The 22,133-nt window shown below is 66.4% G+C and carries 20 protein-coding genes; 5 read left to right on the forward strand and 15 right to left on the reverse strand.

Going from position 1 to position 22,133, the window contains the following annotated elements; genetic code table 11:
• Window positions 1–4: 4 nt before the first annotated feature.
• The 11 genes from FHW84_RS16750 to hppD form a co-directional block, all read right to left on the reverse strand.
• Window positions 5–496: an acyltransferase gene (locus tag FHW84_RS16750; RefSeq protein WP_167257112.1), complete on the reverse strand. Its 492-nt coding sequence runs from the start codon at window positions 494–496 to the stop codon at window positions 5–7.
• Between the two features lie 5 nt (window positions 497–501).
• Window positions 502–1,593 (reverse strand): DegT/DnrJ/EryC1/StrS family aminotransferase, encoded by a 1,092-nt coding sequence (locus tag FHW84_RS16755; RefSeq protein ID WP_167257113.1) that lies wholly within the window; start codon window positions 1,591–1,593, stop codon window positions 502–504.
• Window positions 1,590–2,177, reverse strand: coding sequence for a UDP-2-acetamido-3-amino-2,3-dideoxy-D-glucuronate N-acetyltransferase (gene wbpD / locus FHW84_RS16760; protein WP_167257114.1), 588 nt, complete (start codon window positions 2,175–2,177; stop codon window positions 1,590–1,592). The genes FHW84_RS16755 and wbpD overlap by 4 nt, the downstream gene beginning before the upstream one ends.
• A 7-nt stretch (window positions 2,178–2,184) precedes the next feature.
• A complete protein-coding gene (locus FHW84_RS16765; protein ID WP_167257115.1) occupies window positions 2,185–3,138 on the reverse strand; it encodes a Gfo/Idh/MocA family oxidoreductase in 954 nt (317 codons plus the stop codon).
• Entirely contained in the window at window positions 3,135–4,181 is a 1,047-nt protein-coding gene (locus FHW84_RS16770; protein ID WP_167257116.1) for an NAD-dependent epimerase, read from the reverse strand. Before FHW84_RS16770 ends, FHW84_RS16765 begins: the two co-directional genes overlap by 4 nt.
• Complete coding sequence (gene tviB / locus FHW84_RS16775; RefSeq protein WP_167257117.1) at window positions 4,181–5,458, reverse strand: Vi polysaccharide biosynthesis UDP-N-acetylglucosamine C-6 dehydrogenase TviB; 1,278 nt, start codon at window positions 5,456–5,458, stop codon at window positions 4,181–4,183. The genes FHW84_RS16770 and tviB overlap by 1 nt, the downstream gene beginning before the upstream one ends.
• A 339-nt stretch (window positions 5,459–5,797) precedes the next feature.
• Window positions 5,798–8,002, reverse strand: a complete 2,205-nt coding sequence (locus tag FHW84_RS16780) for a polysaccharide biosynthesis tyrosine autokinase (protein ID WP_167257118.1) — start codon at window positions 8,000–8,002, stop codon at window positions 5,798–5,800.
• On the reverse strand, window positions 7,999–8,463 hold the full coding sequence (locus FHW84_RS16785; protein ID WP_343203616.1) for a low molecular weight protein-tyrosine-phosphatase: 465 nt from the start codon (window positions 8,461–8,463) through the stop codon (window positions 7,999–8,001). Before FHW84_RS16785 ends, FHW84_RS16780 begins: the two co-directional genes overlap by 4 nt.
• 299 nt (window positions 8,464–8,762) lie before the next feature.
• Window positions 8,763–9,749 carry a fumarylacetoacetate hydrolase family protein gene (locus FHW84_RS16790; protein ID WP_167257120.1) on the reverse strand — a complete coding sequence of 329 codons (987 nt, stop codon included), beginning with the start codon at window positions 9,747–9,749 and terminating at the stop codon, window positions 8,763–8,765.
• A gap of 106 nt (window positions 9,750–9,855) precedes the next feature.
• Window positions 9,856–11,148, reverse strand: a complete 1,293-nt coding sequence (gene hmgA, locus FHW84_RS16795; RefSeq protein WP_167257121.1) for a homogentisate 1,2-dioxygenase — start codon at window positions 11,146–11,148, stop codon at window positions 9,856–9,858.
• A 63-nt stretch (window positions 11,149–11,211) separates the two neighbouring features.
• Window positions 11,212–12,306 (reverse strand): 4-hydroxyphenylpyruvate dioxygenase, encoded by a 1,095-nt coding sequence (hppD, locus tag FHW84_RS16800; RefSeq protein WP_167257122.1) that lies wholly within the window; start codon window positions 12,304–12,306, stop codon window positions 11,212–11,214.
• A gap of 137 nt (window positions 12,307–12,443) precedes the next feature.
• Here hppD and FHW84_RS16805 point away from each other — a divergent pair, with 137 nt between their 5' ends.
• Window positions 12,444–12,971 (forward strand): MarR family winged helix-turn-helix transcriptional regulator, encoded by a 528-nt coding sequence (locus FHW84_RS16805; protein WP_167257123.1) that lies wholly within the window; start codon window positions 12,444–12,446, stop codon window positions 12,969–12,971.
• 67 nt (window positions 12,972–13,038) lie between these two features.
• Here FHW84_RS16805 and FHW84_RS16810 read toward each other — a convergent pair whose 3' ends face one another.
• Window positions 13,039–14,559: an oligopeptide:H+ symporter gene (locus tag FHW84_RS16810; protein ID WP_167257124.1), complete on the reverse strand. Its 1,521-nt coding sequence runs from the start codon at window positions 14,557–14,559 to the stop codon at window positions 13,039–13,041.
• Between the two features lie 219 nt (window positions 14,560–14,778).
• Window positions 14,779–15,627, reverse strand: coding sequence for a tryptophan 2,3-dioxygenase family protein (locus FHW84_RS16815; RefSeq protein WP_167257125.1), 849 nt, complete (start codon window positions 15,625–15,627; stop codon window positions 14,779–14,781).
• A 222-nt stretch (window positions 15,628–15,849) separates the two neighbouring features.
• On the opposite strand from FHW84_RS16815, the gene pdhA reads away from it, so the two are divergent.
• The 4 genes from pdhA (at window position 15,850) to FHW84_RS16835 (ending at window position 19,955) form a co-directional block, all read left to right on the forward strand.
• Window positions 15,850–16,935 (forward strand): pyruvate dehydrogenase (acetyl-transferring) E1 component subunit alpha, encoded by a 1,086-nt coding sequence (pdhA, locus tag FHW84_RS16820; RefSeq protein WP_167257126.1) that lies wholly within the window; start codon window positions 15,850–15,852, stop codon window positions 16,933–16,935.
• 3 nt (window positions 16,936–16,938) lie between these two features.
• The gene (locus tag FHW84_RS16825) at window positions 16,939–17,919 is read left to right on the forward strand and encodes an alpha-ketoacid dehydrogenase subunit beta (protein ID WP_167257127.1); all 981 of its coding nucleotides are present in this window, start codon (window positions 16,939–16,941) and stop codon (window positions 17,917–17,919) included.
• Window positions 17,920–18,073: 154 nt separating this feature from the next.
• Complete coding sequence (locus tag FHW84_RS16830; RefSeq protein WP_167257128.1) at window positions 18,074–19,459, forward strand: dihydrolipoamide acetyltransferase family protein; 1,386 nt, start codon at window positions 18,074–18,076, stop codon at window positions 19,457–19,459.
• A 112-nt stretch (window positions 19,460–19,571) separates the two neighbouring features.
• Window positions 19,572–19,955 carry a VOC family protein gene (locus FHW84_RS16835; protein WP_167257129.1) on the forward strand — a complete coding sequence of 128 codons (384 nt, stop codon included), beginning with the start codon at window positions 19,572–19,574 and terminating at the stop codon, window positions 19,953–19,955.
• 422 nt (window positions 19,956–20,377) lie between these two features.
• On the opposite strand, the gene FHW84_RS16840 is transcribed toward FHW84_RS16835, so the two are convergent.
• Together FHW84_RS16840 and FHW84_RS16845 are read right to left on the reverse strand one after the other, a co-directional pair.
• Window positions 20,378–20,707: a hypothetical protein gene (locus FHW84_RS16840; RefSeq protein WP_167257130.1), complete on the reverse strand. Its 330-nt coding sequence runs from the start codon at window positions 20,705–20,707 to the stop codon at window positions 20,378–20,380.
• A 53-nt stretch (window positions 20,708–20,760) separates the two neighbouring features.
• The gene (locus tag FHW84_RS16845) at window positions 20,761–22,131 is read right to left on the reverse strand and encodes a tryptophan--tRNA ligase (protein ID WP_167257131.1); all 1,371 of its coding nucleotides are present in this window, start codon (window positions 22,129–22,131) and stop codon (window positions 20,761–20,763) included.
• Window positions 22,132–22,133: the final 2 nt, after the last annotated feature.

A 22,133-nucleotide genomic window follows, 5' to 3' on the forward strand; every position in this document is an offset into this window, starting at 1 on the left:
GGCCTCAGCGCTCCCGGATGACCCGGGCGGGAATGCCGGCGATGATCTGGTTGCCGGCGAAGGACCGGGTCACCACCGAATTGGCGCCGACGATGATGCGGTCGCCCAGCACCACGCCTTCGCGGATAAACACGTTGTCGCCGATCCAGCAGTCGTCGCCGATCACGATGTCGCGCTCGACGTGGCGCAGCGGACCTTCGGCATTGGTGGTCGGCTTGGCCGGGTCGTGCGTGAGCGCCTTGATCGACACGTTGTAGCCGATGGCGCAGCCGCGCCCGATCACCACGCGCGAACCCGGCCCGCAGGACAGGTGCGCCTGGTTGAGATAGCTGTGCTCGCCGATGCGGAAGTTCTCCTTCGGCCCGATCAGCTTGCTGCCCAACCCCACCGTGGCGGAGGCCGCCACGCCCGGGTAGCCGCGCAGGCGCCGCGCATGGCTGCGGCGCTCCGCCCAGTTCACGGAGCCGCTGATGCAGCGGGCGAGCAGGTCAATCACGGCGCCTACCTCGCCGGTACCGCGGCGAGACCCTCGACGATCGTCGCGATCTGCGCCTCGGACAGGTACGGATGCATCGGCAGGCTGAGCACTTCGCGCGCGGCCTGGTCGCCGACCGGCAGCTGCGCGTCCGCGTCGGCCACTGCCGGCTGCCGGTTCAGCGGCACGGGGTAATGCACCACGGTCGGCACGCCGGCTTCCTTCAGCCGCGCCTGCAGCGCTTCGCGCTCCTCCACGCGGATGGTGTACTGCGCATACACGCTGAGGTTGTGCGACTCGACGAACGGCGGCGCTACGCCGGCCTCGCCCAGATGCCGCGCATACGCCGCCGCCACCTGCTGGCGCTGGCGGATCTCCTCATCCAGGATCGCCAGCTTCGGCAGCAGGATCGCCGCCTGCAGCGTATCCAGGCGGCTGTTCATGCCGACCCGCGCGTGGTGGTAGCGGCGGTCCTGGCCGTGCCGCGCGATCTGGCGCATGGCGGTGGCCAGTGCGTCGTCGTTGGTGAACATCGCGCCGCCATCGCCATAGCAGCCCAGCGGCTTGCTCGGGAAAAAGCTGGTGCAGGCGATGGTGCTGAGATTGCAGGAGCGCCGGCCCTTGTAGGTGGCGCCGAAGCTCTGTGCGGCGTCCTCGATCACCGGCAGGCCGTGGCGCGCGGCGATCGCATTGATCGCGTCGGCGTCCATGCACTGGCCGTAGATGGATACCGGCATGATGGCGCGAGTGCGCGGCGTGATGGCCGCCTCCAGCAGCGCCGGATCCATCAGATAGGTATGCGGATCGATATCCACGTACACCGGCCTCGCATGCAGGATCGCCGCCGTTTCGGCGGTGGCGATAAAGGTGAAGCCCGGCATGATCACTTCGTCGCCCAGCCCCACGCCCAGCGCCATCAGCGCGATCTGCAGCGCGTCGGTGCCGTTGGCGCAGCTGATGCAGTGCTTCGCGCCCACGTAGGCGGCGAGCTTTTCTTCCAGCTCCGCCACCTCGGGCCCGAGGATGAACTGCCCGTGCGCGAGCACGCGCTGGATGCCCTCGTCGATCTGCGCCTTGATGCGTGCCTGCTGCGCCTTGAGGTCGATGAAGTCGATCACGCGGTGACCTCCTCGCGCCCGACCCGGCCTTCGCGCAGCACGTAGCGCTTGCCGGTATGCGGGCACAGTGCTTCGCCGGAGCCGCTGAGCGGCAGGTCGAGCTGCTCGCCGTATTCGCTCATCCAGCCGATCTGGCGCGCCGGCACGCCGACCATCAGCGCATAGTCCGGCACGTCCTGGGTCACCACCGCGCCGGCGCCGACAAAGGCGTACTCGCCCACGGTGACGCCGCAGACGATGGTGCAGTTGGCGCCCAGGGTGGCGCCGCGCCTGACCAGGGTGTCGCGGTATTCGTCCTTGCGCTCGATCAGCGAGCGCGGGTTGTAGACATTGGTGAACACCATGCTGGGGCCGCAGAACACACCCTCTTCCAGCGTCACGTTGTCGTACACCGACACGTTGTTCTGCACCTTGCAGCGGTCGCCGATCACCACGCGGTTGCCGACGAACACGTTCTGCCCCAGCGACACGCCCTTGCCGATGCGCGCGCCGCCGCAGACGTGGACGAAATGCCATACGCGCGAGTCGTCGCCGATCTGGGCGCCGTCGTCGACGATCGCGCTGGGATGTTGGTAATAGGCCATAAGCGCCTCAGCCGGCATTGCGTGTGAGGAAGGGGTGGTATTCGCCGCGCAGGCCGACCGGCGCCGCGTGGCGGATATCCGACACCGTGGTGATGGCGCAGCGGTTTTCCTCCAGCCCGAAGCCGCGGCCGGCCAGGATCTCCTGGTAGCTGCGCGTGTGCAGGTCGGTGAAGCCGCCGGAGAACTCGATCTCCTCGCCGTCCACCGTGATGGAGCGGTAGGTGCGCTGGCCGGCCAGGCGCTGCGCGGCGGGCACGTCTTCCACGTCCACCGAGAGGAACCAGCGCACGCGGCCATGCTCGTATTCCAGATAGCCGCCGGCCTTGGTATCGGACAGCTGGTGCACCACGTTCTGCTGCAGTTCGCCGAAGATGAAATGCAGCATGTCGAAGAAATGCACACCGATATTGGTGGCGATCCCGCCGGACTTCTTGGCGTCGCCCTTCCACGACTGCAGGTACCAGTGGCCGCGCGACGTCACATAGGCCAGATCCACCTCGTGCTTGGCGGCGCGCTTGGAGGCACGCACTTTCTCGCGCAGCGCCACGATGGCCGGGTGCAGGCGCAGCTGCAGGATGGTGTTGATCTTGCGTCCGGTGTCCTGCTCGATCTCGCGCAGGCCGTCGATATTCCACGGATTGAGCACCAGCGGCTTCTCGCAGATGGCGTCGGCGCCGGAGCGCATGGCGAAGCGCATATGCGAGTCGTGCAGATAGTTGGGCGAGCAGATCGCCACATAGTCGACGCGCTGCGGATGGCTGGCGCGGCGCATCTTGTCGATATGGCGGTCGAAGCGCTCGAATTCGGTGAAGAAGTCGGCCTCGGGGAAGTAGCTGTCGATCACGCCGACCGAATCGTTCGGGTCATAGGCGGCCACCAGCTTGTTGCCGGTGTCGCGGATGGCCTGCATGTGGCGCGGGGCGATATAGCCGGCGGCGCCGATCAAAGCAAAGTTCTTCATGAAGCGACTCCTGCGACGGCCGCGCGGGGAGCCGCGGCGGGGTAATAGGTTCGATACCAGTCCACGAAGGCCGCGATGCCCTGCTCCACCGACACCTTCGGCCGGTAGCCCACGGCCTCGACCAGGCTGGATACGTCCGCCTCGGTCTCGGGCACGTCGCCGGCCTGCAGCGGCAGCATTTCCATGGTGGCCTTGCGCCCGAGGCACTGCTCCAGCACCTCGATGTAGCGCAGCAGTTCCACCGGCTGCTCGTTGCCGATGTTGTAGAGGCGGTAGGGCGCGACGCCGCTGGTGGCGGGGTCCGGGCGCATGGCGTCCCATGCCTGGTCCTTGCCGGGCACGGTGTCGAGGGCGCGCACCACGCCTTCGACGATGTCGTCGATATACGTGAAGCTGCGCTTATGCCGGCCTTCGTTGAACACGCGGATCGGTTCGCCCGCAAGGATGGCCTTAGTGAACAGGAACAGCGCCATGTCCGGCCGGCCCCAGGGGCCGTACACGGTAAAGAAGCGCAGGCCCGTGGCCGGCATCCCGTACAGATGGGCGTAGCTGTGCGCCATCTGCTCGTTGGCTTTCTTGGTGGCGGCGTAGAGCGTCAGCGGATGCTCGGCGGGGCGGTGCTCGGAGAACGGCAGGTCGCGGTTGGCGCCGTAGACCGAGCTGGTCGAGGCGAATACCAGATGTTCCACGCCATGGTGGCGGCAGCCTTCCAGCACATGCAGGAAGCCGGTGACGTTGCTGCTCACGTACACATGCGGATTGGTGGCGGCATAACGCACGCCGGCCTGCGCGGCGAGATTCACCACGCGCTGCGGGCGATGGTCGGCGAACAGCTTTTCCATGGCGTTGCGGTCGGCCAGATCGGCCTTGACATGCGTATAGCCCGGGAAAGCCTGCACGCGTGCCAGACGCGCTTTCTTCAGGCCCACGTCGTAGTAGTCGTTGAGGTTGTCTACACCGATGACTTCGTCGCCGCGCGCCAGTAGCTTGCGTGCGACGTGCGAACCGATAAAGCCCGCCGTGCCGGTCACCAGGATTTTCATCACAACCTCCCGTCTACCGCCTCGCGCGGCAGTACGTACTTCACGTCGTAGACCACCGACTCGGGCTTGCCGTAGCTGCGGATGCCCGCGGCACCCTGCGAGGCGAACTCGCGATGGCCCACGGCCACGATCACGGCGTCGTACGAGCCGCGCGAGGGATCGCCGATCGTCGCCAGGCCGTATTCGTGCCGGCACTCGTCCGCGTCCACCCAGGGATCGTGGACATCCACCTCGGCGTTGTAGTCGCGCAAGGCCTGCACGATGTCGATCACGCGGGTGTTGCGCAGGTCCGGGCAGTTCTCCTTGAAGGCCAGGCCCAGCACCAGCACTTTCGCGCGCACCGGGTTGATGCCCTTGCGCACCATCAGGCGCACCACTTCACCGGCCACGTAGGGACCCATGCCGTCATTGGTGCGCCGGCCCGCCAGGATCACATCCGGGTGGTGCCCTACTTCCTGCGCCTTGTGCGTCAGGTAATACGGATCGACGCTGATGCAATGGCCGCCGACCAGACCCGGACGGAATGGCAGGAAGTTCCACTTCGTGCCCGCCGCTTCCAGCACTTCGAGCGTGTCGATGCCCAGCTTGTTGAACAGCATCGCCAGGTCGTTCACCAGCGCGATATTGAGGTCGCGCTGGGTGTTCTCGATCACCTTCGCCGCCTCCGCCACCTTGATGCTGCTGGCCTTGTGCGTGCCGGCGGTGATGATGCTGGAGTACAGCGCGTCGACGTAGCTGGCCGCTTCCGGCGTGGAGCCGGAGGTGACCTTGAGGATCGTCGTCACACGATGCTGCTTATCGCCCGGGTTGATTCGCTCCGGGCTGTAGCCGGCGAAGAAATCCTGGTTGAACTTCAGGCCCGAGCCGGCCTCCAGCAGCGGCACGCACACCTCTTCGGTGCAGCCCGGGTAGACCGTGGACTCGTACACCACCACGTCGCCGCGCTTGAGCACCGTCGCCAGCATCTGGCTGGCCTTGACCAGCGGCCCCAGGTCCGGCCGCTTGGCCGCGTCGATCGGCGTGGGCACCGTCACGATATAGACGTTGCGGTCGCGCAGGTCTTCCAGCGCGTCGCTGTAGCGCAGCCGCGTGGCGGACTGCAGTTCCTCGGCTTCCACTTCCAGCGTCGAATCTTTTCCGGCACGCAGTTCTTCCACCCGCGCGGTGCGGATATCGAAACCGACCGTGTCGTACTTCTTGCCGAATTCCACGGCCAGGGGGAGGCCGACGTAGCCCAGGCCGATGACGGCAATCTTGGCATTGATCACTTGCTGCATCCGATCTTCCAGATAGTGGCGGTCCGGCGTCTTAGCCTGTGTCGATGGACCGTGAAGGGGAGAGCCTCTCGGCTCGGCTGCGAACACAAGAGCCACGTACTGTGGCAAGCGCTTCTTTACTCACACCTGAAGCACGACGACGCGTACGCGACGCATTTCAGATACAGCGAAACGCATCAACGTTTAGCCGTCCAAACGTCCAGATGTTCGCCTGCGCTCTTGACAGGCTCATGAAGCGTGACGGCCAAATTCACGACGCGCATCGCAAATCCGCTCGCGCGCAACACCGCCATTCATGCGCGGGCGGAGCCATCGCGGCTCCGCTCGCGCGTCCGCTGCTTACGTGCCGTTCTTGTATTCGTAGTAGCCGTACGAGTAGTAGCCGCTGCTGCGGCGCTCGACCGCGTTGAAGATGGCGCCCTTGATCTCCACGCCGTTCTGCGCAAAGCGCTGGCGGGCCAGGGCGATTTCGCGCGCCTGATTGAGGCCGAAGCGCACCACCAGCAGGCAGGTGCCGGCCATGTGGCCGATGATCGAGGCATCCGTCACCGCCAGGATCGGCGGCGTATCGATCAGCACCAGGTCGTAGCGCGGCATCAGCTGCTCCATGACCTCGGCGAAACGCTGGTTCATCAGCAGCTCCGACGGGTTCGGCGGCACCTTGCCGCGCGCGATGTAGTGCAGGTTTTCCAGCGAGGCCAGCGGGCGGATCGCCGTGTCCACGTCGATCTGGCCGGAAATCAGTTCGGACAGGCCGTTGTTCGGCCGTCCACCCATCACCTTGTGCAGCGTGCCCTTGCGCATGTCGCCGTCGATCACCAGCACGCGCTGCCCGGCCTGCGCCATCACCGCGGCGAGGTTGGCGGAAACGAAGGTCTTGCCGGCCTCCGGACTGGAGCCGGAGATCATCAGCACATTGTTCTTCGCCTCCATCCGGGCGAAATGCAGGCTGGTGCGCAGGCTGCGCAGGGCCTCGGTGGCCAGATCCGCCGGCGAACTGATGGCCAGCAGATGATGCCTGCCGTCGCCGCGCGCGTGGTCGGACAGGCCGATCTCGTGCTCGGTCGGGCTGACCGGCACCGAGGCGTAGACCGGCAGGCCCAGCTGCTCGATCACCGAGGGCTCTTCCACGCCGCGGTTCAGCATCTGGCGCACGAACACCAGGCCGAAGGCGAGGAAGGCGCCGACAAACGTGCCGCCGAACACCACCAGCACCTTCTTCGGCTTCACCGGGCTGGTGACGTCCACCTGGGCGTTGTCGACGATATGCACGTTGCCGACCTTGCCGGCGCGCGCGATGTCCAGCTGCTGCGCCTGGTTGAGCAGGCCGGTGTAGGTCTGGTTGCTGACTTCGACGTCGCGGGTGAGCTTGAGCAGTTCCTGCTGGGTGTCGGGCAACACGCCGACCTGCTTGTCCATGTCGCTCTTCTGCGCCTCCAGCTGGCCGATCTGCTGCATCAGCGCCTTGTAGGCCGGATGCGCCGGCGTGAAGCGGCGCTGGATGTCGGCCTGCTGCATGCGCAGCTGCTGGATATTGGCCTCGACCGCCACGCTCTGGTCCAGCAGCGCCTTGGTCTGCATGGTGATGTCGACCGACTTGGCCTGGATCTGGAACGCATTGAGCGCGGCCTGCGCCCGGTCCAGGTCCTGCCGCACCTTGGGCAGCTGTTCCTGCACGAACTTCAGGCTGTTGGCCGCTTCGGCCGCGTTCCATTCCACGTTCTGGCGCACGTACCACTCGCTGACGCGGTCGAGCAGCGACACCGCGAGCCTGGCGTTGGCGTTCTGGTACGAGAGGCCGATGATGCCGGAGTCCTTGCCCTTCTCGGTGGCCTGGATAGCCGTCTGCAGCTGGTTGATGGTGGTGAGCGCGCGCTCGCGCCGCACGTCGAAGCGCGTGCCGGGATTGGCCTTGAGCACGCCGACCTGGAAGGTCACGCCGTGGCCGGTGGCGATCTGGCCGGGCGCGCCCTGCAGCAGTTCGTCGCCGTCGGGACTGAACAACGTGTACGCGCCGTTCTCGCCGGCGATCAGCGTCATGGTCTTGCCGAGCAGGTCGTCCGGCACTTCGATGCGCTGCAGCTCCAGCTTCGAGCCGCCCCAGTCGTAACGGTTGAAACCGAGCAGCGGGCTGGCCAGTTCGCCAGGGTTGGCCGAAGCGAAGCGCCGCGCGATGCCGGTGCCGATCAGCGGGAAATGGCGCGCCGACACATTGATGTCGAGCTTCAGATCGTCCACCGCCTTGCCGATCACCGCGCGCGAGGTGATCAGCGCGATCTCGGTGTTGGCCTGCGAGTTGGACGCACCCAGCGTCTGGCTCAGTGCGCTGATGCCGGGCAGTTCGGGCACTTTCTGTTCCACCTGCACCATCGCGTCGGCCTGGTAGATCGGCGTGGCGAGCAAGGCGTAGGCGAGGCTGCAGGCGAGGAACAGGCCGGTGATGGCGAAGATCAGCCACTTGTTGTCGACCAGCGTGCCGAGAATCGCACCGAGGTCGAGTTCTTCGTCATTGCGCTGCTGGGTAACGGGGCGGGGATCGGTCATGAGGAGGCCGCTCTGGAGAAGGAGGGGGTCAGATACGGCTGCCAGCGCGCGATGGCCTGGTCGATCAGTCCGTAGACATGCTCGAAGGCCGGGCGCGATTGCCCGTACGGGTCTGGAATCTCCTTTTCACCTAGCCACTTGCCGAGCAGGAGCACTTTCCCGCTGGCCTCGGGCGCGAGGCGCGCAATGCGGGCGGCATGGCTTTTCTCCATCACCAGCACGAGGTCCACCTCGTGCAGCATCGACGGCTGCAGCTGGCGTCCGCGATGCGCGCTCGCATCGATGCCGTGCTCCGCAAGAAGCGCAGCCGCCGTGGCGTCCATGGGATGGTCTTCGAGCGCGCCCAGGCCGGCGCTCGATATCTCGAGCGAGGCATCGCACAGGCGATCCCTCAACAGGTATTCGGCGGTGGGGCTACGGCAAATGTTGCCCACACACACAAGCAGGATACGTTGGAACACAGCGTTGCCTGACTCTGCAAAAAGATGTGGAGGCCGCGCAATACGCGAACCCGAAACCGACATCCCCCTGTTTCGTCAAACCACTTCTGCCGGACGAAAACCGGGTCGATAGTAGAGGAATGTTCCGATGCGATGGCGAGAATCGCGTCGCGATCGTGCGCACTCGTACAGCCCGCGTTAGGGGACGGGTTATATGTCTCTACATTTCCTGAACATGCAGCGCACATGAAAAGAGCCTGCAATGCAGGCTCTTCTGTGAAGGTTCCGTGTCCAGCTCGTGTCGAACGAGCGACGCCGTATCAGTGCGCTGGCGACGCAATAAGTTGCTCGATCGCACCGAAGATCGACACGTTGTCGCGATCCGTCACGTCGATGCGGATCACGTCGCCGTACCTCAGGAACGGTGTGCTCGGCTTGCCGTCGCGCAGGGTTTCGACCGTGCGCTGCTCGGCCAGACACGAAGCACCCTTGCCGGTATCTTCGTTGGCGATGGTGCCGGAGCCGACGATGGTCCCCGCGGTGAGCGGACGCGTCTTCGCCGCATGCGCCACCAGCTGCGCGAAATCGAACTGCATGTCGACGCCGCATTCGGCTTCGCCGAACCAGGCGCCGTTGATCCAGGTGCGCATCGGCAGATGCAGCTTGTCGCCATGCCATGCGTCGCCGAGTTCGTCCGGCGTGACGAACACCGGCGACAGCGCCGAGCGCGGCTTGGACTGCAGGAAGCCGAAACCCTTGGCCAGTTCGTTCGGAATCAGGCCGCGCAGCGAGACGTCGTTGACCAGGCCGACCAGCTGGATGTGCTGCGCGGCCTGCGCGGGCGTCGCGGCCATCGGCACGTCGTCGGTGATGACCACGACTTCGGCTTCGAGGTCGATGCCGTAGTCCTCGCTGGGCACCAGCACCGGATCGCGCGGCGCCAGGAAGCCCGCGCTGGTGGCCTGGTACATCAGCGGGTCGACGTAGAACGACTCCGGCACTTCGGCGCCGCGCGCGCGGCGCACGCGCTCGACGTGCGGCAGGTAGGCGCTGCCGTCGACGAATTCATAGGCGCGCGGCAGCGGCGCGGCCAGCGCGGCGACGTCGAGCGCGAACGCGCCCGCCGCGGTGCCGGCCTGCAGCTCGGCGTACAGCGCGTTCAGGCGCGGCGCGAGGTTCGACCAGTCGTCCAGCGCCGCCTGCAGCGTCGCGGCGATGCCGCTGGCCTTGACCGCGCGCGACAGGTCGCGGCTCACCACGACCAGGGTGCCGTCGCGCCCGCCTTCCTTGAGACTGCCCAGTTTCATAGCTTCGCTCCGATCGCCGCGCCTTCAGCGGCAGCGTTCAACATTAATCGATGTGGGGATGGCTGCCCATGCGCGCCTGCGCGCGCGTGGGGTCAATGCACGCGGATCAGCCGGGCTTGAAGTGCTTGCGGATGCCCTGCCAGCACTCGTAGTAGTTGCCTTGCAGCTGCGGCGCTTCCAGCGCCTGCCGGGTCGGCCGGATCACCTTGCGCGTCTCGAACATGAAAGCCATGGTGCCGGTGAGGTGATCGGGCTTGCTCACGTCCGCGGCCGAGGCCTTCTCGAAGCTCGCCGCATCCGGGCCATGGCCGCTCATGCAGTTGTGCAGGCTGGCGCCGCCCGGCACGAAGCCGCCCGCCTTGGCGTCGTAGGCGCCCTGGATCAGGCCCATGAATTCGCTCGCCACGTTGCGGTGGAAATACGGCGGGCGGAAGGTGTGCTCGGCCACCAGCCAGCGCGGCGGGAAGATCACGAAGTCGACATTGGCCGTGCCGGGCGTGTCGCTGGGCGCGGTCAGCACGGTGAAGATCGACGGGTCCGGATGGTCGACGCTGATCGAGCCCACCGTGTTGTAGGTGGTGAGGTCGTACTTGTAGGGCGCGTAGTTGCCGTGCCAGGCCACCACGTCGAGCGGCGAGTGGTCGATCTTCGCGGACCACAGCGAACCCTGGAATTTCGCGATCAGCTCGAAGTCGCCTTCGACGTCCTCGTACGAAGCATGCGGCGTGAGGAAGTCGCGCGGCAGGGCCATCGAGTTGGCGCCGATGGGGCCGAGGTCCGGCAGGCGCAGCAGCGCGCCGAAGTTCTCGCATACGTAGCCGCGCGCCTCGCCGTCCGGCAGCTCCACGCGGAAGCGCACGCCGCGCGGGATCACCGCGATCTCCAGCGGCGCCACTTCGAGCACGCCCAGCTCGGTGCACAGGCGCAGGCGCCCCTGCTGGGGCACCAGCAGCAGCTCGCCGTCGGCGTCGTAGAAGAAGCGCCCCTGCATGGAGCGGTTCGCCGCATATATATGTATGCCGCAACCGGCCTGCTCGCCCGCGCCGCCGTTGCCGGCCAGGGTGACCAGGCCGTCGACGAAGTCGGCAGGCTGCGCCGGCATCGGCCACGGGTCCCAGCGCAGCTGGTTGGGCGTGGCCGGGGCTTCGTCGAAACGGTTATGGAAACGCTCGTGCGCCAGCGGCTCGAACGGCCGGTGCATCGACGCCGGCCGGATCCGGTACAGCCAGCTGCGCCGGTTGCTGTGCCGCGGCGCGGTGAACGCACTGCCGGACAGCTGCTCGGCATACAGCCCATGCGCCACGCGCTGCGGCGAGTTCTGCCCATGCGGCAGCACGCCAGCGACGGCTTCGGTGGCGAACTCGTTGCCGAAGCCGGATTGGTAGCCCTTCGTTTCCATCGATCGCACCCGTTGCTTGTCCGAGTATGCCCCTCCCCCGCCGGGGGAGGGATTGGCTACTTTTTACAGCACGCCCCGGCGCATCTGATCGCGCTCGATCGATTCGAACAGGGCCTGGAAGTTGCCTTCGCCGAAGCCCTCGTTGCCCTTGCGCTGGATGATCTCGAAGAAGATCGGGCCGATGTTGTTCTGGGTGAAGATCTGCAGCAGCTTGCGCTGCTTGGTCTCCGGGTCGGCGTCGATCAGGATCTTGTTCCTGGCCAGGCGCGGCACGTCTTCGCCGTGGTTGGGAATGCGCAGGTCGATCACGTCGAAGTAGGTGTCCGGCGTGTCGAGGAAGGCCACGCCCTTGGCGCGCATCGCTTCGACGGTCTCGTAGATATTGTCGGTGAAGCAGGCGATGTGCTGGATGCCTTCGCCATGGTACGCATCGAGGTATTCGTTGATCTGCGACTTCGGATCGCTCGACTCATTCAGCGGAATGCGCACGATGCCGTCCGGCGCGGTCATCGCCTTGGACACCAGGCCGGTCTTGGCGCCCTTGATGTCGAAGTAGCGGATCTCGCGGAAGTTGAACAGGCGCTCGTAGTAGTCGGACCACTTCTGCATGTTGCCGAAGTAGAGGTTGTGCGTGAGGTGGTCGATGAAGGTGAGGCCGAAGCCGGCGGGGTTCTGCTCCACGCCCGGGATCGGCGCGTAGTCGCCGTCGTAGATGCCGCCCTTGTCGCCATAGCGGTCGACCAGATACAGCATGCAGTCGCCGATGCCCTTCACCACCGGGGCGTTCACCGCCTTGCTCGCTTCCTTCTCGCCCACCGCCTCGCCGCCATTGGCCAGCACCTTGGCGTAGACCTCGGCGGCCGGCTGCTTGAAGCGGATGGCGAAGCCGGCGGCGCAGGGGCCGTGCTGGGCGGCGAAGGCGGCGGCGAAGGAATCGGGGTCTTCGTTGACCAGGAAGTTCACCCCGCCCTGGCGGTACACCGTGATCGGGCGGCGCTTGTGCTTGAGCACCGCGGTGAAGCCCATGCGGGTGAACAGGTCGTGCAGCTCGGCGCCGCGGCCGGCCGGGGCGGCGAATTCGACGAATTCGAAGCCGTCGATGCCCATCGGGTTCTCGAAAGTGGTCACCTGCATGCCAAGATTGGGCTGCGCGCTCATGGGGTATCTCCTGGTCGGAATGCCTGGGGGCGAGGTGGTTCGCTCCGCCGGTCGCGGCACCTGAAAAGGATGCGACCGCCGGTATGACCCGAGCGTTATAGTTACATGTGAAACCATTTGCAAGGAGTGGTGCAGCAGTGCCCGCCGATCAACAACACGTCCACCCGTCGGACCACGCCCCGCTGGAGCTCGAACGCTTCCTGCCCTACCGCCTGTCGATCCTGTCCAACACGGTCAGCCAGGGCATCGCCGACGACTACCAGGCGCGCTTCGACCTCAGCGTCACCGAGTGGCGGGTGATGGCCGTGCTGGCCCGCTTCGAAGGGCTTTCCGCCCGCGAGGTGGCCGAGCGCACGGCCATGGACAAGGTGGCGGTCAGCCGCGCCCTGGCCCGGCTGGTCGAGGCCGGCCGGGTCAACCGCGGCACCCACGAGGGCGACAAGCGCCGCTCCGTACTCGCCCTGAGCGAAGCGGGCTGGGAGGTGCACGACGTGGTGGCGCCGATGGCGCGGGCGCGCGAGCGCGAGCTGCTGGCCAAGCTGGACGCGGACGAGCAGGCCTGGCTGTCGCGCATCCTGGACAAGCTGCTGGGCCCGCCGGTGCCGCCTCGAAGCGGGGAACAGGGAACGGGGAACAGGGAACGGGAAAGCGCGGCATCGGCTTGAAGGCTTGGAAAAAAAGAGGCGGCATGTGCCGCCTCTTTTTTTTGTTCCCCGTTCGCCGTTCCCCGCCTTACTTCACCCCATGCATCAGCCGGTTGATCAGCGGCGCCACCGCCAGCAGGATCGCCGCCGCGATGCCCAGCAGCCAGAAGCTGAAGGTGAAGCCGCTCAGCGCCGAGGCCACCGTCATGCCGGTGGTGCCGCTGACGTGGCCGGCGAAGATGCCCGACAGGTTGTTGCCGATGCCGGTGGACAGGAACCAGCCGCCCATGGCCAGGCCGACCAGGCGGCTGGGCGCCAGCTTGGTCACCATCGACAGGCCGATCGGCGACAGGCACAGCTCGCCCACGGTCTGCAGCACGTAGACCACCACCAGCGGCCAGAACGGGATCAGGCCCTTGTCGTCCACCAGGCTGGACAGCGCGTACATCAGCGCCACGAAGGCCACCGCATTGCCGAGCAGGCCGAAGCCGAACTTGCGCGGGATGGAGGGTTCCAGCTTGCGCTTGTCCAGCCAGCCCCACAGCATCGACATCGGCGGCGCCAGCAGCACCAGGGCCAGCGGCGCGACGGACTGGAACCAGCCCACCGGGAACTCCCAGCCGCCGAACATCTTGCGGTCGACGATGTTCTCGGCCAGGAAGTTGAACGAGCTGCCGGCCTGTTCGTAGAACATCCAGAACAGCACGTTGAACACGAAGATCACCAGCATCGCGATCACGCGGTCGCGCTGCACCTTGCCCTCGCGCACGCCGTCGATCATCAGCAGCACGCACAGGCCCACGAACAGCGCGCTGAGCAGCCACTGCAGCACCACGGCGCCGGCCTTGGCCATCACCAGGTAGACCAGCGGCACCGCCACCAGGCAGCCGATCAGCACGTAGACCACGCGCATGCGGCTGGCCTGGTCCGGCAGCGGACGGCCGACGCCCTTGAGCTGGCGGCGGCCGAACCAGAACCAGAACAGGCTGAACAGCATGCCGATGCCCGAGGCCAGGAACACCAGCTTGTAGTTCTGCTGCATCGGGGTGTCGGTGAAGTAGCTGGCCAGCCAGCCGGTGAGCAGCGGCGAGGCCAGCGCGCCGGCGTTGATGCCCATGTAGAACAGGGTGAAGCCGCGGTCGCGGCGCGGGTCGCCCACGCCGTAGAGCTGGCCCACCATCGAGGAGATGTTCGGCTTGAACAGGCCGTTGCCGACGATGACGGTGGACAGGCCCAGCAGGAAGATGTCCTGGTTGGGCAGCATGATCATGAACAGGCCGGCCGACATCACCACCGCGCCGACCAGGATCGAGCGCTGGTAGCCGATGACCTTGTCCGCCACGTAGCCGCCGAACACCGCCGCCGCATACACCAGCGCCAGGTAGGCGCCGTAGGTGCGGCTGGCGAAGGCCTGGCCGGTGGGGCTGCCGCCGAAGAACTCCGCCACGATGTACAGCGTGAGCGCCCAGCGCATGCCGTAGAAGGCGAAGCGCTCCCAGAACTCGGTCATGAACAGCATCCACAGCGGACGCGGGTGACCCATGGTCTGGGGGTAGTCGGGCACCGTCGGCGCCGCCGACGTATGAGAAGCCGTGGTGGTATCGGTCATGCGATCCCCTGTTGTGCAGGCATGTCGAGCTGGAAAAAATGTACTGATCCGCACATCGCGTACAGACCGGAAATTCAAAACCCGCGACATGTAACCGGCCCGGCGCCGCGCCGTCAAATGCGGCGCAACATCTTGCGGAAAGCCCGGCAAGCCATGATCCGAAAGTGCGGATCGCAAAAAAAGCGGCTTTGCCGCTTTTTCAGACCACGCCGCCTCGGCTCAGGTGCCCAGCACCGTCCGCACGTCCAGCAATTCGGGGAAAAACTCCAGTTCCAGCGCTTTCTTGAGGAAGGCCACGCCCGACGAACCGCCGGTGCCGCGCCGGTGGCCGATGATCCGCTCCACCGTCTTCATATGGCGGAAGCGCCACTGCTGGAACTGCCCTTCCACGTCCACCAGCTGCTCGCACATGTGGTACTCGGGCCAGAATTCCGCGCGGTTTTCGTAGATGCGCTTGAACACCGGCAGCAGGCCGTCGTTGCGCTGGTGCGGCTGGGTAAGGTCGCGCGCCAGCAGCTCGGCCGGCACGGCATGGCCGCGGCGCGCGAGATAGGCCAGGAATTCGTCGTACAGGCTGGGCGCTTCCAGCACCTCGCGCAGCGCGGCCTGCGCCACCGGGTCGTAGGCGAACACCGCCAGCATCTGCGCGTTCTTGTTGCCGAGCAGGAATTCGATCTGCCGGTACTGCAGCGACTGGAACCCCGAGGAAGAACCCAGGATGTCGCGGAATTCCAGGTATTCCGACGGGGTGAGCGTCTCCAACACGCCCCACTGTTCGTACAGCTGGCGCTGCACCTGCTTGACCCGCGCCAGGATCTTCAGGCACGGATCGATGTCGTCCTTGTGCAGATGATCGATGGCCGACTTCAACTCGTGAATGATCAGCTTCATCCACAGCTCCGCCACCTGGTGCTGCACGATGAAGAGCATCTCGTCGTGATGCGGCGGCTGGCTCAGGGGCTGCTGGGCGGACAGCAGCGCGTCCAGCCGCAGGTAGCCGCCGTAGGTGAGCCGGCCCTGCAGGTCGGTCTCGATCCCGGCTTCCAGGTCGCGCCGATTGTCGGTCATGACGTTCCGATCACAGGTAAAGCACGCATGTTACCTGGGTTTAACGCAAGCCCCCCAACCCTCGCTACATGCTGCACCGTGCCTTGCGGCGCAACATGCCCGCCTGCTTCAATTGCCGTCTTGTCAGGGCCCTACAGGCGCGCTTGACCCCACTGGATGGGTCGCCGCCGGTCCGCAACTCCCTCACCCCGTTTTCGTCTTTACTCACTCCCGGAGCGAGTCGTGTCCATCGCCGCCAAGTTCGAAATCGAATACCTGCAGTATCTCGATGCCGAGGGCAACCAGGTCCGTGACGACCTGCCCGCCTTCGCCAAGGACCTCGACCACATGGTCGAGCTGTACAAGCTGATGCTGTCCACCCGCGTGTTCGACGCCAAGTCGGTGGCGCTGCAGCGCACCGGCAAGCTCGGCACCTATGCCAGCTGCCTGGGCCACGAGGCCGCGCACGTGGGCATCGGCAGCGCGATGAAGCCCGAGGACGTGTTCGCCCCCAGCTACCGCGAATACGGCGCGCAGCTGTACCGCGGCGTGCAGCCGCGCGAGGTGTACATGTACTGGGGCGGCGACGAGCGCGGCAATGACTACCAGAAGGAACCGGCGCGCCACGACTTCGCCTGGTCGGTGCCGATCGCCACGCAGTGCCTGCATGCGGCCGGCTCCGCGCTGGCCTTCAAGATCCGCAACGAGAAGCGCGTGGCCGTGTGCACCATCGGCGACGGCGGCTCGTCCAAGGGCGACTTCTACGGCGCCATCAACATCGCCGGCGCGCAGAACCTGCCGATGGTGGCGGTGATCGTGAACAACCAGTGGGCCATCTCGGTGCCGCGCAAGATCCAGTCCGGCGCGCCCACGCTGGCGCAGAAGGGGATCGCCGCGGGCCTGTTCTCGATCCAGGTGGACGGCAACGACATCATCGCCGTGCGCAAGGCCATGGAAGACGCGCTCGACCGCGCCCGCAACGGCGAGGGCGGCAGCGTGCTGGAACTGGTCACCTACCGCCTGTCGGACCACACCACCGCCGACGACGCCCGCCGCTACCGTGGCGAGCAGGAAGTGAAGGACGCCTGGGCCAAGGAGCCGATGAAGCGCCTGCGCGCGTGGCTGGTGGCCAGGAAGGTATGGGACGACGCCAAGGAAGAAGCCTGGAAGGCCGAGTGCGACGAGTGGATGGACAACGAGGTCAACGCCTACCTCGAGACCAAGACCCAGCCCGTCACCGCGATGTTCGACTACACCTTTGCCGAAGTACCGGCGGACCTCGCCAAGCAGCGCGACCTCGCCCTTTCGCTCGACAAGAAGGCCCACTAAGCCATGGCACAGATCACTCTTATCGAAGCCGTCACCCAGGCGCTCGCCTATGAAATGGCCCACGACCCGAGCGTCGTGGTGCTGGGCGAGGACGTCGGCGTCAACGGCGGCGTGTTCCGCGCCACCCAGGGCCTGCAGGAGAAGTTCGGCGAGCTGCGCGTGCTGGACACCCCGCTGGACGAAACCACCATCGCCGGCGTCACCGTCGGCATGGCCGCGCAGGGCATGAAGCCGGTGGCCGAGGCGCAGTTCGAAGGCTTCATCTATCCGATGATGGAGCAGATCGCCTGCCACGCCGCGCGCCTGCGCAACCGCACCCGCGGCCGCATCACCGTGCCGGCCGTGTGGCGCGCCCCGTGGGGCGGCGGCATTCGCGCGCCGGAGCATCACTCCGAGGCGAACGAGCACCTGTTCACCAACATCCCCGGCCTGCGCGTGGTGATGCCCTCCTCGCCGGCGCGCGCCTACGGCCTGCTGCTGGCGGCGATCCGCGATCCGGATCCGGTGATGTTCTTCGAGCCCAAGCGCATCTACCGCCAGTACAAGGAAGAAGTGCCGGACGACGGCGAGGCGCTGCCGCTGGACGTGTGCTTCGTGCTGCGCGACGGCACCGACGTCACCATCGTCACGTGGGGCGCGCAGGTGAAGGAGGCTCTCGAAGCCGCCGACGAACTGGCCGCCGAAGGCATCAGCGCCGAAGTGATCGACGTGGCCACGCTCACCCCGCTCGATTTCGACACCATCGCCGAATCGGTGCAGAAGACCGGCCGCTGCGTGATCGTGCACGAAGCCCCCAAGACCGCCGGCTTCGGCGCCGAGATCGCCGCGCGCGTGGCCGAGGAATGCCTGTACGAGCTGCTGGCGCCGGTCGAGCGCGTCACCGGCTACGACACGCACATTCCGCTGTTCCGCCTGGAAATGAAGTACATGCCCAGCACCGAGCGCGTGGTCGAGGCGGCCAAGCGCACTTTGGCGGCGAGCTGACGCTCGCCTGCCTGAGAAAGGGAATAGAGAATGGGGAACAGGGAATAGGAAAAGCGGCGCCCCACAAACTTGTCACGCGCTGCTTTTCCTATTCCCTGTTCTCTATTCCCTATTCCCGCATCACACCCCTTCAAGCACTCCGGACCTCACACTCATGGCCGACATCAAGACATTCCACCTGCCCGACCTCGGCGAAGGCCTGCCCGACGCCACCATCGTCGAGTGGCACGTGAAGGAAGGCGACTACATCAAGCTCGACGCACCGCTGTGCTCGATGGAAACCGCCAAGGCGGTGGTCGACGTGCCCTCGCCCTACACCGGCACGGTGAAGAAGCTGTACGGCGCGCCGGGCGACATCATCGAGACCGGCGCCGCGCTGGCCGACTTCGAACCCGATCCGAACGCCAAGCAGCGCGCCGAGGCCGAAGCCACCGGCCACCACCACGGCCCGAAGAAGAGCGTGGGCAGCCCCGCGCCGGACAACGCCGCCAAGGTGGTCGCCTCCGACGAAGGCGGCGAAGTGGAAGCCAAGGGCGAGCGCGAGGACGAAGGCACCGTGGTCGGCGCCATGGTCAGCGGCAACACCGTGCACGTGGAGCAGGTCAGCAGCGCCGGCGGCGTGAAGGCCGTGCCGGCGGTGCGCGCACTGGCCAAGAAGCTCAAGGTCGACCTCACCCGCGTGCGCGCCACCGGCGCCGACGGCGTGGTCACCCTGCAGGACGTGAAGACCGCCGCGGCCAATGGCTCCGCCCCGCTGGGCGCCGCGCCGGCGCGCGCCGTGCCGGCTTCGGCCGGCCGCCACCTGGCGCCGGAACTGCCGGAGCCCGGTCCCGCGCCGTCGCGCACCGCCGTGTCGCTCGCCGGCAAGCCGGTGCGCACCGCGCCGCCGAGCGTGCAGGCCAGCGGCCAGCCGGAACAGCTCAAGGGCGTGCGCCGCAATATGGCGCGCGTGATGGCCGAGGCCCACGCCAACGTGGTGCCGACCACCCTGGTGGACGACGCCGACCTGCACGCCTGGATCGGCAAGCAGGACATCACCGCCCGCCTGATCCGCTCCATCGTCGCCGCATGCAAGGCGGTGCCGGCGCTCAATGCCTGGTTCGACGGCAAGAACCTCACCCGCACCCTGCATCCGCACGTGGACATCGGCATCGCCGTGGACACTGACGACGGCTTGTTCGTGCCGGCCCTGCGCAATGCCGACGTGCTGGACGGCGCTGGCGTGCGCGCGGCGATCAAGCGCCTGCGCTCGCAGGTGGAAGACCGCTCGATTCCCGCCTCGGAATTGAGCGGCTACACCATCAGCCTGTCCAACTTCGGCATGTTCGCCGGCCGCTATGCCACCCCCGTGGTGGTGCCGCCGACCGTCGCCATCATCGGCGCCGGCAAGCTGTGCCACGACGTGGTGGCCGTGATGGGCGGCATCGAAGTGCACCGCCGCATGCCGATCAGCCTCACCTTCGACCACCGCGCCGCCACCGGCGGCGAAGCCGCACGCTTCCTCAAGGCGCTGCTGGACGATCTGTCGCTGCCGAACTGAGGCTTTGCGATGGATGGAAAGAAAGGCGCCGCGAGGCGCCTTTCTTTTTGCTTGAGGGAAGCTCCACATCGCCGCGCCTATAGTGCGGCGAGCCTCATGCGGAGACCACGCCATGCACCACAGCCGCCTCAGCACCCTCGTCATCGACTGCCAGTCCGTCGACCTCAAGCAAGCCACCGATTTCTGGAGCAAGGCCCTGGGCAAGCCCATCGTCACCTACGATTCGGAAGGCGACGGCCAATACGCCGAACTGGCCACCCTGGCCGACGAACCGATCATCCTGCTGCAGCGCGTGGAACATGAGAGCCGCGTGCACCTGGATATCGAAACGGACGACATCGAAGCCGAAGCCACGCGCCTGGAACAGCTCGGCGCCAAGCGTCTGGAATGCGTGCGCGGAAAATGGTGGGTCATGCAGGCCCCAAGCGGCCACCGCTTCTGCGTGGTGAAAAGGCAACGGGAGCAGTTCGGGCCGCATTTGAACAAGTGGGAGTGAGCCGGGCCATTGCCGTTAGCTTCACCTTCTCGCTCCGCCCGGCCCCTCACCCTGCCCTCTCCCCGGAGGGGAGAGGGGTGATGGCGTGAGGCATGCAGGAACGAAGAGCAGAAGCTGGCGCCAGTCCTTGAACATCCTCTTCGCCACGGCACGTTGAAGCAGCCGCTACGTAAACGCACTGATGTTTCGTGTAGACCCAGGTTAATCAAGTTACCGCAGCCGCTCACCGCTCCTTCTAGTCGCGTCGCGAGCCTTTGACTTCAGGCCATTTCTCTTTGGTTACTTTCTCTTTGGGCCAGCAAAGAGAAAGTGACTCGGGCGCCGGCAGGCGTCCGAAATGCCCGCTGCATAAGCGGCCAAATCGCGACAACCGCCCCTAGTCGCTACTGGATCCCGGCCTACGCCGGGATGACGAGCAAAAATCAGTCGACGCGCCCGCGTCCCCAAATCAGCGCACGCAACAACAGCGCCACGACCAGCACAGCGACACAGGCGCCATACCCATACAACGCCGGCAACACCTGCTGCCAAATCGCCCCGCTAGGCGGCCCAAACTGCCCAACCGAGGGCACCACCGCCGCCTCAAACCCGGCAACCGCCGACCACCCAGCCGCCCCCGCGGCAGCGATCACCGCCAGAAGATCGAACGCCCGCCGCGCCTTAGTGCGCGGCAGACTCTTCGGATAGGCCCAATAAGCCCACCCCAAAATCAACAACCAAGGCGCCAGCAACAAAATCGCGAGATAACGCATCAGTCAGATCACCCCAGGAATCGTTTCATCGCCCCGCGTGACCCACCACGCGCTCACTCCTGCACGGACAGCTGATCCAGCGCCTCGCGCAACCGCTCCAGCGCCGCATCGCGGGCCGCCTCATCGCCATACTCCGGCGTGCTGCCGACAAACTCGCCATCCAGTTCCAGATGCAGCGCACGCGGCTGCACCTGCAGCACGGCCGCGGTAGCGCCAGGACCCTTCAGCTTCTTCTGGCAGGCACCCGCCGCCTTCGGATCGGCGAACGACTTCGACAGCAGCAGCTCCTCGCCCTCAGCGGAGAACAGGCGGAAACGGAAGCTACCATCGGCCTCGCGGAAACTGGCGAAGCGCGGCAATTTGCCCGCCCGGCCTTCGGCCTTGCCGGCCGCCGGCGCGGGAGCCGCCGCCACCGCGATGCCCGAACGCAGGCCGATCGCATCGCGCAGTTCCGCGATCTTCGGCCCCGCAATGGCGCGTGCCTTCAGCGCACCCTCGCGCAGAATCGCTTCGATGCGCTCGGGCTTCGACATCAGCTCGTCGTAGCGCTCGCGCATCGGCGCCACGTCCGCCTCGATGCGTTCGAACAGCACCTGCTTGGCCTCGCCCCAGCCGATGCCGTCGAGCAGCGCCTGATGGAAGGCGCCGGCTTCGGCCTCGGTGGCGAAGGCGCGGAAGATGGTGAACAGCGAGGAGCTGTCCGGGTCCTTCGGCTCGCCCGGCAGGCGCGAGTCGGTGACGATGCGCATGATGCTGTCGCGCAGATGCTTCCGGCCGCCGGCGAACAGCGGAATGGTGTTGTCGTAGCTCTTGGACATCTTGCGGCCGTCGAGCCCGGGCAGCGTGGCCACCTGTTCCTCGATCACCACTTCCGGCAGCACGAAATAATCGCCGCCGTAGATATGGTTGAAGCGCTGCGCGATATCGCGCGCCATCTCGATGTGCTGGATCTGGTCGCGCCCCACCGGCACCTTGTGCGCGTTGAAGGCGAGGATGTCCGCCGCCATCAGCACCGGATACATGTACAGGCCGGCGGTGACGCCCGCATCGGCGTCCTCGCCCGCGTCGGTGTTCTTGTCCACCGCCGCCTTGTACGCATGCGCGCGGTTGAGCAGGCCCTTGGCGGTGACGCAGGTGAGGAACCAGGTGAGTTCCGGAATCTCCGGGATGTCCGACTGGCGGTAGAAGGTGACGCGATCCGGATCGAGCCCCGCGGCCAGCCACGTGGCGGCGATCTCCAGGCGCGAGCGCTCGATGCGCGCCGGGTCGTCGCTCTTGATCAGCGCGTGGTAGTCGGCCATGAAATAGAACGCATCCACTTCCGGACGGAGGCTGGCGGCCACGGCGGGGCGGATCGCGCCGACGTAGTTGCCCAGGTGCGGCGTGCCGGTGGTGGTGATGCCGGTCAGTACACGGGTTCGCATGT

Source organism: Dyella sp. SG562 (assembly GCF_011759495.1).
GTDB lineage: Bacteria > Pseudomonadota > Gammaproteobacteria > Xanthomonadales > Rhodanobacteraceae > Dyella_D > Dyella_D marensis.

Excerpts from the sequence above, each read along its gene's own strand:
- hppD (WP_167257122.1), bottom strand. The coding sequence starts at position 12,306 with ATGAGCGCGCAGCCCAATCTTGGCATGCAGGTGACCACTTTCGAGAAC.
- FHW84_RS16845 (WP_167257131.1), bottom strand. The coding sequence starts at position 22,131 with ATGCGAACCCGTGTACTGACCGGCATCACCACCACCGGCACGCCGCAC.
- hmgA (WP_167257121.1), bottom strand. The coding sequence starts at position 11,148 with ATGGAAACGAAGGGCTACCAATCCGGCTTCGGCAACGAGTTCGCCACC.
- FHW84_RS16830 (WP_167257128.1), top strand. The coding sequence starts at position 18,074 with ATGGCCGACATCAAGACATTCCACCTGCCCGACCTCGGCGAAGGCCTG.
- FHW84_RS16835 (WP_167257129.1), top strand. The coding sequence starts at position 19,572 with ATGCACCACAGCCGCCTCAGCACCCTCGTCATCGACTGCCAGTCCGTC.
- FHW84_RS16770 (WP_167257116.1), bottom strand. The coding sequence starts at position 4,181 with ATGAAAATCCTGGTGACCGGCACGGCGGGCTTTATCGGTTCGCACGTC.
- FHW84_RS16840 (WP_167257130.1), bottom strand. The coding sequence starts at position 20,707 with ATGCGTTATCTCGCGATTTTGTTGCTGGCGCCTTGGTTGTTGATTTTG.
- FHW84_RS16815 (WP_167257125.1), bottom strand. The coding sequence starts at position 15,627 with ATGACCGACAATCGGCGCGACCTGGAAGCCGGGATCGAGACCGACCTG.
- FHW84_RS16825 (WP_167257127.1), top strand. The coding sequence starts at position 16,939 with ATGGCACAGATCACTCTTATCGAAGCCGTCACCCAGGCGCTCGCCTAT.
- FHW84_RS16780 (WP_167257118.1), bottom strand. The coding sequence starts at position 8,002 with ATGACCGATCCCCGCCCCGTTACCCAGCAGCGCAATGACGAAGAACTC.
- wbpD (WP_167257114.1), bottom strand. The coding sequence starts at position 2,177 with ATGGCCTATTACCAACATCCCAGCGCGATCGTCGACGACGGCGCCCAG.
- tviB (WP_167257117.1), bottom strand. The coding sequence starts at position 5,458 with ATGCAGCAAGTGATCAATGCCAAGATTGCCGTCATCGGCCTGGGCTAC.
- FHW84_RS16810 (WP_167257124.1), bottom strand. The coding sequence starts at position 14,559 with ATGACCGATACCACCACGGCTTCTCATACGTCGGCGGCGCCGACGGTG.
- FHW84_RS16765 (WP_167257115.1), bottom strand. The coding sequence starts at position 3,138 with ATGAAGAACTTTGCTTTGATCGGCGCCGCCGGCTATATCGCCCCGCGC.
- FHW84_RS16790 (WP_167257120.1), bottom strand. The coding sequence starts at position 9,749 with ATGAAACTGGGCAGTCTCAAGGAAGGCGGGCGCGACGGCACCCTGGTC.